At 47.8% G+C, this 12489-nt stretch carries 11 protein-coding genes; 6 read left to right on the forward strand and 5 right to left on the reverse strand.

The genetic code is table 11. The features are described from left to right. Positions 1–62: 62 nt before the first annotated feature. From EHQ17_RS03230 to EHQ17_RS03240, 3 genes are all read right to left on the reverse strand, one after another. Positions 63–2213 (reverse strand): 7TM diverse intracellular signaling domain-containing protein, encoded by a 2151-nt coding sequence (locus EHQ17_RS03230; RefSeq protein WP_246057352.1) that lies wholly within the window; start codon positions 2211–2213, stop codon positions 63–65. Between the two features lie 95 nt (positions 2214–2308). Further along, positions 2309–3505: a sterol desaturase family protein gene (locus EHQ17_RS03235; RefSeq protein WP_135595410.1), complete on the reverse strand. Its 1197-nt coding sequence runs from the start codon at positions 3503–3505 to the stop codon at positions 2309–2311. A 3-nt stretch (positions 3506–3508) separates the two neighbouring features. Beyond that, on the reverse strand, positions 3509–4294 hold the full coding sequence (locus EHQ17_RS03240; protein WP_135595409.1) for an SDR family NAD(P)-dependent oxidoreductase: 786 nt from the start codon (positions 4292–4294) through the stop codon (positions 3509–3511). A 123-nt stretch (positions 4295–4417) separates the two neighbouring features. Between EHQ17_RS03240 and EHQ17_RS03245 the strand changes: the two genes are divergently transcribed. Together EHQ17_RS03245 and EHQ17_RS03250 are read left to right on the forward strand one after the other, a co-directional pair. Then, positions 4418–5080, forward strand: a complete 663-nt coding sequence (locus EHQ17_RS03245; protein ID WP_135595408.1) for a glutathione S-transferase family protein — start codon at positions 4418–4420, stop codon at positions 5078–5080. A gap of 87 nt (positions 5081–5167) precedes the next feature. Continuing rightward, complete coding sequence (locus EHQ17_RS03250; protein WP_135595407.1) at positions 5168–5404, forward strand: hypothetical protein; 237 nt, start codon at positions 5168–5170, stop codon at positions 5402–5404. Positions 5405–5423: 19 nt separating this feature from the next. On the opposite strand, the gene EHQ17_RS03255 is transcribed toward EHQ17_RS03250, so the two are convergent. Continuing rightward, positions 5424–7379 (reverse strand): M3 family metallopeptidase, encoded by a 1956-nt coding sequence (locus tag EHQ17_RS03255; protein WP_135595406.1) that lies wholly within the window; start codon positions 7377–7379, stop codon positions 5424–5426. A 109-nt stretch (positions 7380–7488) separates the two neighbouring features. Between EHQ17_RS03255 and lsa23 the strand changes: the two genes are divergently transcribed. Then, on the forward strand, positions 7489–8103 hold the full coding sequence (lsa23, locus tag EHQ17_RS03260) for a surface adhesion protein Lsa23 (RefSeq protein ID WP_135595405.1): 615 nt from the start codon (positions 7489–7491) through the stop codon (positions 8101–8103). Between the two features lie 60 nt (positions 8104–8163). Next, positions 8164–9342: a MaoC family dehydratase gene (locus tag EHQ17_RS03265; protein WP_135595404.1), complete on the forward strand. Its 1179-nt coding sequence runs from the start codon at positions 8164–8166 to the stop codon at positions 9340–9342. Positions 9343–9599: 257 nt separating this feature from the next. Here EHQ17_RS03265 and EHQ17_RS03270 read toward each other — a convergent pair whose 3' ends face one another. Beyond that, positions 9600–10193 carry a TetR/AcrR family transcriptional regulator gene (locus EHQ17_RS03270; protein ID WP_135595403.1) on the reverse strand — a complete coding sequence of 198 codons (594 nt, stop codon included), beginning with the start codon at positions 10191–10193 and terminating at the stop codon, positions 9600–9602. A 119-nt stretch (positions 10194–10312) separates the two neighbouring features. Here EHQ17_RS03270 and EHQ17_RS03275 point away from each other — a divergent pair, with 119 nt between their 5' ends. Together EHQ17_RS03275 and EHQ17_RS03280 are read left to right on the forward strand one after the other, a co-directional pair. Beyond that, positions 10313–11098 carry a crotonase/enoyl-CoA hydratase family protein gene (locus tag EHQ17_RS03275; RefSeq protein ID WP_135595402.1) on the forward strand — a complete coding sequence of 262 codons (786 nt, stop codon included), beginning with the start codon at positions 10313–10315 and terminating at the stop codon, positions 11096–11098. Between the two features lie 92 nt (positions 11099–11190). Further along, entirely contained in the window at positions 11191–12225 is a 1035-nt protein-coding gene (locus tag EHQ17_RS03280; protein WP_135595401.1) for a zinc-dependent alcohol dehydrogenase, read from the forward strand. Positions 12226–12489 lie beyond the last annotated feature (264 nt).

The following is a 12489-nucleotide window of genomic DNA, read 5'->3' on the forward strand; positions in this document are numbered from 1 at the left end:
CTTTGCCCGAGTTTAGATTTCTTCCGGATCCACCCCGCCTCTCCCTGTTTTGGTCTCAAACCTCATACGTCGAACGGGGTTTTTTCGCGTTTGTATCGGAGCGGTTTTTTGAGATATTTGATGAGCAAAACCTTGTTTCCTTTCTCGTTGAACTTGATGATATCGAAAACCCGTCTCGTCATCACGATCCCTCGACCGTGGGTCAGGCTCGTTTCGTTCAATTTTTGAATGTCTAAGTTTAGAATTTTCTTATAATCGAAACCTTCACCTTCGTCCGAAATCAGAAATCCGATCCGTCTCGCGTTCAACGAATACGAAACCTTTACCGTACGAAGGTTGTAAAACGGCTCCATTTGTCTTTTTTGGATGAATTCGAGATATCTACCCTCGTTCAAGGCTTCCGTTTTTTCGTCGAAGCTGATCGCGAGATTTCCGTGTTCGATGGAGTTGATTATGATTTCACGGATACAGGTCCGAATCGCGATCACCACCTCGGTTCCGACGAAGGAGGAAAGATTCACCGTCAAAAGGCGGCTCAACAGATCCGCGTTTCTGAGATAATTGTTCAGAGTAAAGTGCATCGATTCGCTGACGATGAACTTGGCCAGAACGTCCTCGTTTAATTCATAAGCCTTTCCTAATATACCTTTCGTATCACCCGAATCCAAAAGTTGGAGACGAACTCGTATCTGCCTCGGTTCGAGAACGAATTTTTGTCTGAATTCGACCGTGAACTCGGAACTTTTCCCCGTACGCAAAAGATCCTCGATCTTCTCCTTTGCCAGGATTTTGGAATAGGCTCCTTGTGCGAGACCGGAAGAAAGCCCTACCTCCGACACGGAATCGTAGATATCCTCTCCGCTGGGAACGAAAACCAGATCCAGAAAATTCCAACCGATGACCTCCTCCGGTGTAAAACCCAAAAGACGACCCACGGACTTATTGGCGCTCCGGATATTTCCGTCCATACCCAGGGTGAATAAAAATTCCTCCGATTCCTCGAAAAGATTCCGGAACCGTTTTTCGGATTGTTCCGCGGTCAATCGCAACGCCTCCAACTCCCGGATCTTCTCCGAAAAAACGCCAGCAAGTACCTTGACCCGATCCGCCAAACCCAAACCCATGAGAACGACGTGTAAAAGCGAAGCGGCTTCGACGACCCAAAACGTAAGACCGTAGTCCTGCAGTCCGCCCACGGGGAAGAACAGATACAAAAAGGCTCCTCCGCCTAACACTGCCCAGGCGGAGAGAAAATAAAGACTACTTCCCTGGTTTCGAAAAACGTTACGAATCCCTCCTCCGAAGGCTAAAAGCGCACCCGGAAACGAACACAAAAATCCCAAAAGAATTCCAGTTTTCACTGGAATCAGAAACGAAAGAGGAACGTAACACCACAAAAGAATTCCGGAATACCGGAACCAACGGTTTGAAAGAACACCCCGACTATTTCCGGGATCGAGGTAGGAACCGGCGAAAAGATACATCAACGCGAGTGAAATCCACAGAAAAATCCAGGGACTACGGCTCGTCCATTCCACCGAGGTTTCTGGCCAAAGAACCTGAAAACCGAAACCTTCCAAAACGAATTGAAAAAAGGACAACGCTACGATATACGCGGCGAAAAAAAGATAATTCCGATCCCGAGTGGAAACAAACAAAAGAAAATTATAAAACGCTAAAATTAACATCGAACCGAAAAAAAGGCCGAACAACAACTGTTCGTAGAGCACCTTCTTGTAAAAACCGATCGCGGTATATTGTCGAAAGGAAAGATGAATCACCGAACTCGAACGGATCTTCAGATATACGAACTTCTCCCCGCGAGGAAGAAGAACGGAAGGAAACGCCGGATTTCTATACTGGACCGGTCTTATCCGAAACGGCAGAGAATCCCCCGCTCTGTAAAAAGCCGTTTCTCCTTTTTTTACGTCGTAGAATTCCACCGAATCGGCGTTGGGAAACGGGTGTTCCAGGATCCACCGAATCTGCTTTTCCGAGGAGTTCAACGTCCGAAAACGGACCCATACGGATGCATTCGTATATCCTAAAGAACGAATATTCGCAGAAGTGAATTTTCCCGCTTCTGCCAAGGACCTAATCTCGGCGAACTCCGCTTTTCCGGACTCGTCCAGATAGTATTCGAAAAAATCCTCCGACCCTACGGAAGAATCGGTAAGACGAATCAGATCGATCGCGGAAATGGGAAAAAACACCCCGAAAAGAACGGATAAAAAAAGAAAGAACCGGAAACCACGAAAGTGTTTCCTTTTTTTTTCGTTCTTGCGGATGGATAGGAAAAACGACCGGATTAAAACTTCCACAGAATCCACAAAACCGCGGCCGCAAACGCGAAAAAAATCCGGATCCTATTCGTTTCGATTTCACTTCCGTCGAAACGTTTGGCCGTATGCCAAAACCCGAAAGCGACCGTAAGCGACAACGGAATCAACTTCCACAGCGCTAAGTTTCCCGATTTGAAAAGCCGGATCGAAACGAGGGACAAGACCGTCCAAACGATAAATTCCGCAACACCGAAGATTTTTCTTTTTTTAGAAACGATCGGATCGTATTTTCGATAGGAGGTTCGATCGATCGGAGAAGGTACGACCGAAGCTCCCAAAACCGCAGGCCTCCATCCAGGAGGTTTGATCAAAAGCAGGAACTTATCCTTCCAATTCGGAATTCTACCGAACAACTCCCACATTTCTCGATAGACGTGCAGATTGGTGAAAATCGGATCGAAGGTGGTCACCGGTTTGGTCAAACCGTAAACGGGCTCTTCTTCCTCCCTCGCAAACGAACCGAACATTCGATCCCAGAAAATCAAAATTCCTCCGTGGTTTTTATCGATGTATTTCGGATCCCTTCCGTGATGAACCCTATGATGGGCGGGGGTCACCAAAATCTCCTCCAAAAATCCCAACTTGCCGATCAACCGAGTATGCACCCAAAATTGGTAGATTTTCAGGATTCCGTGAGCGAATAAAAACGCCTCCCAAGGAACTCCGCAAAAAGCGATCGTAAGATTGAACGCGTATTCGAACACCCTTTGAAAACTGGACTGACGCAGAGCGACGGAGAGGTTGAATTCTTCGCTGGAATGGTGCGTAACGTGACAGGCCCAGAGAAAATTGACCTCGTGCGTTGCGCGGTGAAACCAATAATAAACGAAATCGACCGCGAGAAAAACGAAACTCCAACCCGCAAACGACGCGGGGTCGAAACGAAACAACCCTTCCTCGAACCGGAAAGGATTTCCCAGAGGGATTTCGGGAACGCCGAACAAGGTCTGCAAAGAACAGTAAATTCTAAAATTCTCATATACCCAAAGCGAGGCCGCGGTCACAGCCACTCCCGTGAGCGAAAAAAGAACCCCCGTACTCAGATCGGCGACCGTGTCGTTCCAACGATAGACTTTTCGTTTTCCGATCGCGGAGAAAACGGATTCGACCGCGACGAGAACGATAAAAAAAGGAACCGCTAAATCGATGATCGAAGTCCGCATAGTTTACCCGTTTTGATTGATGAATTTCGCGATCTTACGGACTACGAGTCGGGGAGTAAACCGAACGCTCTGCGCCAACAACCAGTTGAATACCCCCGCGATCACGACCGGTTTCCCTTTTTTCAAAGCATCGTATCCGATTTTGGCGACGGAATCCGCGCTCATCATCGGCGCCAAAGGATTGTTGAGAAGTTTGGATTTCGTGATTTCGGCACGTTCGAAAAATTCCGTTTTGGTAGGGCCGGGACAAAGAACTGTCACGGTCACGCCGTCGTCTTTTACGTCCTCGTACACGGCTTCCGAAAACGAAAGAACATACGCTTTTCCCGCGTAGTAGTTGGCCATGTTCGGTCCCGGTTGAAACGAAGAAGTGGAAGCCACGTTCAAAATTTTACCGCGCTTGCGCTCCACCATCCCCTGTAAAAATCGGTGCGTCAATTCCGCGAGCGCGGTCACGTTGACCTGGATCATATCCAATTCCTTGGCGAGATCCATACGATCGAATCGCCCGCTGGTTCCGAAACCCGCGTTGTTTACCAGGATCTCCACGATCGCCTTGGATTTCTTGGCGAAGTCGAAAATTTTCTTGGGGGCTTTTGGGTCCGAAAGATCGGCGGAAAGGGTTTCCACCTTCACCCGATACGAAGACTCGATTTCCCGTTTCACCGACTTCAGGTTTTTTTCGTTTCTCGCGACGAGGATCAGATCGTATCCGTCCGCCGCGATCAACTTACTCAACTCGTAACCGATTCCCACGGTCCCGCCCGTGATGATTGCCGTTTTAGTCATTTGCACCGTATCCTCTTTTTATAAAAATCCAAGTCTGGATCTTGGGGAACGGAAAAGAAAGATTTTTTCGAAACACAAAAAATTCTTCCAAACGGAGACGGTTCTAAAGAAGGTTTCCGGATCATGCTCAAACTTCACGGAACAAGCATCAGCAATTACGTAAACAAGGTAAAACTGGGACTTCTGGAAAAAAAATTGGAATTCAAACAGATACGTTCCGCACCGTCGCAAGAAGAGGAATTCCTAAAAATCAGTCCGATGGGAAAAATTCCCGTGTTGGAATGGGAGGGAAAATTCCTGTTCGAGTCCGGAGCCATTTTGGAATTTATCGACACGGTCTTTCCTCAGGAGCCGAAACTCATTCCGGACGATCCTTGGGAAGCCGCCCGCGTTCGGGAAATCACCACGATCATCGAAACCTATCTGGACGTTCCCGCCCGAAGAATTTATCTTTTGTCTTCCCGCGGTAAGGAAGTTTCCTCGGCGTTGAAGGAGGAAATCCTACCCATCCTCGTCAAAGGAATGCGGGCCCTCCAAAGAACGGCCCGATTTTCTCCTTACATCGCGGGGGATCGTTTCACCCTCGCGGACTGCGCGGCGTTCGCACATCTCACCGTAATGGACGAGGAACTGCGTCCGATATACGCGGAGGACCATCCCATTCGACATCTAAGCGGTTGGAAGGAATACGTAGAATTTATGAAAACGAAGGAAGGGCCGTTATCCGTCGAAAAAGAAAAGGAAACCTTGCTCAAGATCATCGCGAGATCCAAACAAAAACTCTAGAAACGAATTCCCCGGGGATTTTCTACAAGTCCCCGTTCAAAATTGATTTGACTCTCTCGGGAAGGGAAATAGCCTGCTCTGGTCTTTATGGAACCGGAAAAAGTAATTTCGATCCCGATCCGGGAACTCCCCCATCTCAAAGTTCTTCTGGCCGGCTGGTACAACTTTCTCAAGGAAAGTTACGATCAAAAGACGATCACACAAAACGAATTCAAAGACGCGCTCAAAAGCAACGTGGTCTACAATATCGATCAGGATCAGGTGGAAGTGCTTTTGGCAGGTAAGGAATCCCTCCTCCAAAGTTTCCGCAAAAGCCTTTCCTGATGCGTAAACTTTATCGTCGTTAGGCGGCGGATTTTAGACCGTAAAGTTTCAAGAGAGAATTGACCTGCGGTTCCCTTCCCAAAAACCGTTTAAAAAGAACCATCGCGTTTTCACTCCCCCCGTTTTCTAAAATCTCCCGAAAATACGCGGCGCTCAGATCCGCGTCGAAAATTCCTCGTTCCACAAACGCGAAAAACGCGTCGGCGCTCATCACTTCCGCCCATTTGTAACTGTAATACCCGGCCGCATAACCGCCGGAAAAGATATGGGAGAATCCGTTCTGAAACCGGTTGTATTCGGGAGGAAGAACGACCGCAACTTCTCTGCGCACGTTCTGCAGAATGGAATGCACCTCTTCTTCCGAAAACGCGTTCTCGTGGATGAGAATGTCGAAGAGGGAAAATTCCAACTGACGAACGATTCCCATCGCGGAAAGAAAGTTTTTGGTTTCCTTGAGTTTGTCGATCATCGAATCCGGAATCGTCTCTCCCGTTTTGTGGTGTTTACCGAAAATTTTCAGAACGCCCGCCTCCGTCGCGAAGTTCTCGAGAAACTGGGAAGGGAATTCCACAGCGTCCCACTCCACGCCGTTGATGCCGCTGACGGGAGGTTCCTCGATTTTCGTACAAAGATGATGAAGCGCGTGACCCATTTCGTGAAAAAAAGTGACCACGTCCCCGTGTTTCAAAAGCGAAGGAGAATTTTCGGTGGAAACCGGAAAGTTACAGACCACGAACGCCGTGGGGAGAATCTCCGCACCGTTCACACGGTTTCTACCGAACCAATTGTGCATCCATGCCCCGCCTTGTTTGTCCTTTCTCGCCTCCAGATCCAGATACAAACGCGAAAGAAGGATTCCGTTTTTATAAAGATCGAAAACCTGTACCTTCTCCTCCCAGACCTTGGCCGTCGTTTGACGGAATTCCAAACCCAGAAGTTGTTGCAAGAATTTGAATGTTCCACGAACCACGGATTCCTTTTCGAAATACGGACGGGTTTCCTCTTCGTCAAAATCGAAACGAGATTTACGCAATTTCTCGCTAACGAACGCAGTGTCGTAGGCTTCGAGGGAATCCAGGGAAAACGTTTTGGCGAAAGCCGCAAGATCGGCGAACTCGCGTTCGGCGATCGGTTTCGCCCGTGTGGCGAGATCCCGCAAAAAGGAAAGAACCGTTTTTCCCGAATCGGCCACCTTATTGGCCAGAGAAAGTTCCACGAAGTTGGGATATCCCAAAAGACGGGCCAACTCGTTCCGGAGCGAAAGGATTTTTTCGATGAGTTTTCCGTTTTGCGGAGCCTTTGTTACATAAGCCTTATATAACGTTTCTCGAATAGATCGATTGGGACCGTAGGTCATATAAGCGATGTAACTAGGAGCCTGAAGAGTAAACCGGAACTTTCCGTCCGGAGTTTTTGCGGCGTTTAGGTCGGCTTCCGGAATTCCCTCCACGTCCTCCGGCCGATCCAGAATCAGTTCGTAGGCGTTGACCGCGTCCAGAAGATTCTGAGAAAACCGGTTGTCCAGATCCGAAAGTTCTATCTGTATCTCCTGAATCCGTTTTTTCGTATCGGCGGGAAGACCTATCCCGCTCAATTTGAATTGTAGGATGGAATCGGTGAGGACTTTTTTACGGGGAGTATCGAGCGTCTCGGATTCGTTCTTAAGAATTTCTTGATATACTAAATTTAGTTCCTCGTTTTGGCCGAGATCGGAATAAAAAGCGGTGATCTCGGGAAGCGTATCCGAATACAAAGCCTGGATTTCCTTGGAATTTTTAACGCTGTTTAAATGCGACAACACCGTGAATTCGATCTGCATTTCCTGAACGAGATCGTTCAAAGGACGGATCACCGATTCGTAGGTTTTTTCCTTTTGGGAAAGAAGCTCCGGAAGTCGTTCTCGGATCGTTTTGATTTTTTGAAGGACGAGCTCTTTGGTCTGTTCTGGGTTTTCGGTTTTAAATTCTGGAAGCATAACAAGGTCAATCTTCCTCGACCGGACGAAACTTCATCCTTTTTTTGGGAAGCGAAACCCGGGAAACGATTCGGATTGACCGAAAGCCTCCGCCGATTAAAAACGTTCCATGTTCGATCGAAATTTCTTCCTCGTATTAATACCGTTTTACGCGGCGATTCTTTCCTGTTCCGTTTCCAAAAACGAACTCCCCGTATTCGAAGGCGCCTCCGAATGTTCTCGGGAGGAACTCCCCGTGTTCGTCCAACCCGTCTCCGATATCCGGGACGGAAACGGAATCGAAGCGGCGTATTGTTCCTCCCGGGATATCGATCGGGAACGAAGAATCGAACTCAGTATAATCTTTTCGGACGAAAGACATCCGAGTCCCTGGAAGGATTTTTTGTATCGGATTTATAGAAAATTCAGATACGGAAGAAACAAGGACATAGAAACCCTACGACTGCAGATTTCCTCTTCCGGAAATCTTTCCAAGGTTCATCTCAAAAACGTATATTCCGGAACGCAAAAATTTTCGAGCGATCCCGTGGAACACTACGACGCCGTACTCGGAACCGAACGATTGAAACGGGAGGGCAAACGTCCCGTCCTTTACGTCAATACCTGGAATCACATGTTCGCGGAAACAGATGGAAATCCGGAACTCGAAAAAAGAACCCACTCCGAATACGAACTTCGTTACGGAACCCGCGACGATCTCGACGGATATTATTCGGGAAAATAAACTTTTCCGAAAGGTTGCGGACAAAAGACTGGAAAAAACGAAAGAATCAGAGGCCACTTCATGACCAAAATTCCAAACAAACCGTTTGCGGAACTCGCACCGGGAACCCCCGTTTCTAAAGATCAAGTAAAACGTAATATATACGGAAGATATCTGGAGGAATTCACCGAAGGGGAAATATTCGAACATCCCCGCGAGATCACGATCGACCGCGCCTTCGCTCAGGAATTCGCGACCACGTTTATGGACGCCAATCCTCTGTTTCTCTCTTCCGCATATGCGCAAGCGCACGGATTCCAAGACGTGTTGGTTTCTTCCCTTCAGGTTTTCAACATCGCACTTTCTTTGGGAGTTCAGAACGATTCCGAAAAAGCGCTCGCCAATCTAGGTTATTACAACGTTCAATTTTTAAAACCCGTGTATCCCGGAGACACACTCTCCGCTAAGACAAAAATTCTCAAAGTGGACGACAAAGGACCGGACAAACCGGGGATCGTCAGCGTTCGTACGATTTGTTTAAATCAGAAAAAGGAATTGGTCCTTCAGTATGAAAGAAAGATCATGATCTATTCATCCAACGGAAAACCGAAAGGGAATCCGAAGCCGGTGATCAAGGACGCGTTTTTTCCCGAAACCGATTCCCCCGTCATCGAACTTCCTTCCCTCAAGTTTCCGACCGAATTCAAATCCTCGACATGGTCCGATACGTATTTCGAAAACTTCAAACCTGGACAAATTTACATCCACCAAAACGGAAGAACGATCACGGACGAACATTTTCCTTGGACATACAGAGTGGGAAACACACATCCGCTCCATTACGATAAACTGTATTCCGCGGGAATTTCCGGCCCGATGGGCGGAGAACCGGTCGTTTACGGAGGGCTCGTCTTTGCGTGGTTATGCGGAATGGCTTCCCGTGACATCACCGAAAATATGATCTGGGATCTGGGTTTCACCGAAGGATATCACACACAACCTTCCTTCAGCGGGGATACGGTGACCGCAATCACACGCGTTCTTTCGGTCGAGGACAGAGGAAACGATTTCGGAATTCCAGCGGGGGCCGTACATCTACAACTCATCGGACTCAAAAACATCAAGGCCAACGAAGCGTTCGAAAAATTCGGAGAGGATCTTTTTCTAAAGGAGAACGACAAGAAAAAACACGGTAAGGAAAAACTCGCCGAAAAGATTTTCGAAATCGAAAGAAAGATCCTGGTCAAGAAAAAAGGATAATCCTTTTTTTCGTCGAAGGACGGGCGTTCGGAACGGAACGCTCGTCTCGAAACGTTCTCCTGACTTTCGTAATTCCTTCGTTTCGAAGCGTAAACGTGAATCTCTTCGAAACGTTCCCCCGACTTTTCACTTCACTTCACTTCACTTCGAATCGGAAGTTTACACTCGGGAGGCTGGCCTTAACTTCCAAGATTATTTCGCGTCGAAACGAGCATTCATCGAATGTTTGATTCGAGTCGTTTCCTCTTTTCAAAGATTCAACGCAAATACAACGCTTCGATCATTTCGGATTCCAATTCCTGAAAGTAGTCCTGTTTTCCGGTAATACGAAACAACTGCGCACTTCCTTGGAAGAGTTTTAGAATCCGTCTCGCCGCCGCGTTACAATTTACGGAAGGATCCAAATTCCCCTTTTGTCGTTCGGATTCGAAGTAAGAAACCAGAGCCTGGGTCCAACCTTGCAGAATCCGATCCGCTACCAATTCGAAATCCTCGTTGTGTTCTTCCACGCTGTTTAAAAAACGCGCAATCGGACAACCCAGAAACTTTCCGCTTTTCACCTGCTTCAAAAGAAGAAGATTCCATGTATGAAGAAACTGTTTCCAGGAATCGGAACGTTCCATCATTCTACGAAGGTTGTTCTCGAAATTCTCCCCCTGCAACTTGAGATATTCCAAGGCGATTTCCTCCTTGGACTGAAAGTAACGGTAAAAGCTGGCCTTATGCGTTCCCGAATCCTCGATCAGTTGATTGGTGGACGTTCCCGCATAACCCCTGTGATAAAACAGATCCAAAGCGGAGGTCATCAGTCGATCATAGGGATTGTTTTGTTTTTCGAGATTTCTACTCATCGTAAGATCAGAATCCCGTACGTCGAAAAAAGTTCAAGAAAAACAGAAAAAAAGAATAGACTATCCGGTTCATACGGAATTAAACGGAGATAGACCAAATAGTCTACAAAGGAAATACGATGTCCGATCCGATTCTTACCGAAAAAAAGGGTGCGATTTTACATATCGTTTTCAACCGTCCTGAGGAAAGAAACGCGTTTAACGTGGATATGTTGTATGCCCTGAGCGCCGCATACGATCTTTTGGAAAACGATCCGGAACTACGCGTCGGACTCGTATACGCAAACGGCAAACACTTCACCCTCGGTCTGGATCTAAAGAACGTAGCGGATTTTCTAAAAAAAGAAAGACGCTTTCCCCTTCCTTCGGAAAGCGTAAACCCTTGGGGAACGACGCCCGATCGCTTCCGCACCAAACCGATCGTGACCGCGGTTCACGGAATGTGTCTCACTCTGGGAATCGAACTTCTATTGGCGAGCGACGTCCGTATCGCCGCAAAACTTACCGTATTCGCTCAAGTGGAAGTACAACGGGGAATTTTTCCGTTCGGAGGAGGAACCATACGTTGGCCGGCCCAGTGCGGCTGGGGAAACGCGATGAGATATATCCTTACCGGAGAACCCTTCGACGCGGAAGAAGCGTATCGAATCGGTCTCGTACAGGAAGTGGTCGAAAAGGATCGGCTAATACGGAGAGGCGTCCAACTTGCCGAATCGATCGCCGCACAAGCTCCTCTCGGCGTTTACGCAACGTTACGCTCTTCTTGGGAATCGGTCGTATTGGGCGAAACCGCCGCCGCACGAACCCTTTTCGAAAAACTCCTAAACCTAATGGATTCCGAAGACGCAGAAGAAGGATTGAATTCCTTCCTCGAAAAACGGACCGCAGTATTTCGGGGAAAGTGAATGGATTCCGTTTTTTAATACATTCTAATACTATAATATTTTCATCCGATCTGCTATTATTATGAAACGTAAAAAAAACTTAGGACAAAACGATGAAACGAATCGTATTCAAAAAAAAGCATACACTGGAATGGGAGAACGTACCTGAACCGGAAATCACCGGAAACAACCAGGCGATCGTTCGCCCCATCGCGGTCTCCCGTTGTGATCTGGATCTTCCGATCGTACAAGGACAAACCCTCTTTCGATCCGGAATTCCCATCGGTCACGAATTCGTCGCGGAAATCGAGGAAACCAGCCCGGAAATCTCCGGAGTATTCCCCAAGGGAACCAAGGTGATCATTCCCTTCCAGATTTCCTGCGGACTGTGTCCGGACTGTTCGAGCGGTCATTCCAAAGCCTGCACTTCCGTTCCGTTTGCGAGTCACTACGGAATGGGATCCTCCGCGAAGGAATTCGGCGGCGCATTATCCGAAAAAATTTTTGTCCCTTTCGCCAAACAGATGTTAATTCCGATGCCTTCCGACGCGGATCCGATCGCACTCGCCGCGATCAGCGACAACATAGTCGAATCCTGGAAACTCGTAGGACAATGGCTCGAAAAAAAACCGAATTCGCCCGTGATGGTTTTGGGAGGATTCGCGAGCAGCATCGGTTTGTATACCGCTTCGTTGGCAGTCGGAATGGGGGCCTCGGAAGTTTTGTATCTGGACGACAACCAGGAGCGTTTAGGCATCGCAGAATCGATGGGCGCTCACGCCGTCCCCTATTCCGTTCTACCTAAATCCTGGGAAAAAAAATTTCCGATCGTGGCGGATTGCCACGGCACCAAAGAGGGGATGGATTTTTCCTTTAGGTCGATTTCCACGGAAGGAATCTACGGAACTCCTTCCATATTCTGGACCAATAAATTAGAAATTCCTTATTTAGAATTATATAATACGGGGGCGGTTCTAAAAATCGGAAGGGTGGATTCCCGCGAACACATTCCGGAAATTCTGAAAAAAATCTCCGAAAAGAAAATTCAACCGGAAAAGGTGGTGACTAAAACCTGCAGCTTCGAGGAGGCCGTGGACGCATGGCTCGAACCCGCGACCAAACTGGTCGTAAAAATGGAACGAACGTAGGTAGATACGGGTGGACGTCGTTTGCGAATCTCCGGTTCACAAACGACCCAAAAATTCTTTCGAGGAGGAATCCGATTCCGCCGAACGAGGCTCGAAATTCCGAACGACCTACGCCGGTCCAGGAAATTTCTTTTTTCCTTCGGCTTCGGGGAACGGATCCTTCTTTTTTTGTCGAATCGGGGGATTCCTCCCAACTACGAGGATTTCGAAAACGGAAAGGTCTAGAGCGTAAAAAAACTCTAATCTTCTTTTTTAATGCGAAGA

This window comes from Leptospira gomenensis (assembly GCF_004770155.1).
Taxonomy (GTDB): Bacteria; Spirochaetota; Leptospiria; order Leptospirales; family Leptospiraceae; genus Leptospira; species Leptospira gomenensis.

What these genes read in the sequence shown, in the direction of transcription:
- EHQ17_RS03235 (WP_135595410.1), bottom strand. Translation starts at nt 3,505, where the DNA reads ATGCGGACTTCGATCATCGATTTAGCGGTTCCTTTTTTTATCGTTCTC.
- EHQ17_RS03270 (WP_135595403.1), bottom strand. Translation starts at nt 10,193, where the DNA reads ATGAGTAGAAATCTCGAAAAACAAAACAATCCCTATGATCGACTGATG.
- lsa23 (WP_135595405.1), top strand. Translation starts at nt 7,489, where the DNA reads ATGTTCGATCGAAATTTCTTCCTCGTATTAATACCGTTTTACGCGGCG.
- EHQ17_RS03280 (WP_135595401.1), top strand. Translation starts at nt 11,191, where the DNA reads ATGAAACGAATCGTATTCAAAAAAAAGCATACACTGGAATGGGAGAAC.
- EHQ17_RS03245 (WP_135595408.1), top strand. Translation starts at nt 4,418, where the DNA reads ATGCTCAAACTTCACGGAACAAGCATCAGCAATTACGTAAACAAGGTA.
- EHQ17_RS03265 (WP_135595404.1), top strand. Translation starts at nt 8,164, where the DNA reads ATGACCAAAATTCCAAACAAACCGTTTGCGGAACTCGCACCGGGAACC.
- EHQ17_RS03240 (WP_135595409.1), bottom strand. Translation starts at nt 4,294, where the DNA reads ATGACTAAAACGGCAATCATCACGGGCGGGACCGTGGGAATCGGTTAC.
- EHQ17_RS03255 (WP_135595406.1), bottom strand. Translation starts at nt 7,379, where the DNA reads ATGCTTCCAGAATTTAAAACCGAAAACCCAGAACAGACCAAAGAGCTC.
- EHQ17_RS03275 (WP_135595402.1), top strand. Translation starts at nt 10,313, where the DNA reads ATGTCCGATCCGATTCTTACCGAAAAAAAGGGTGCGATTTTACATATC.
- EHQ17_RS03250 (WP_135595407.1), top strand. Translation starts at nt 5,168, where the DNA reads ATGGAACCGGAAAAAGTAATTTCGATCCCGATCCGGGAACTCCCCCAT.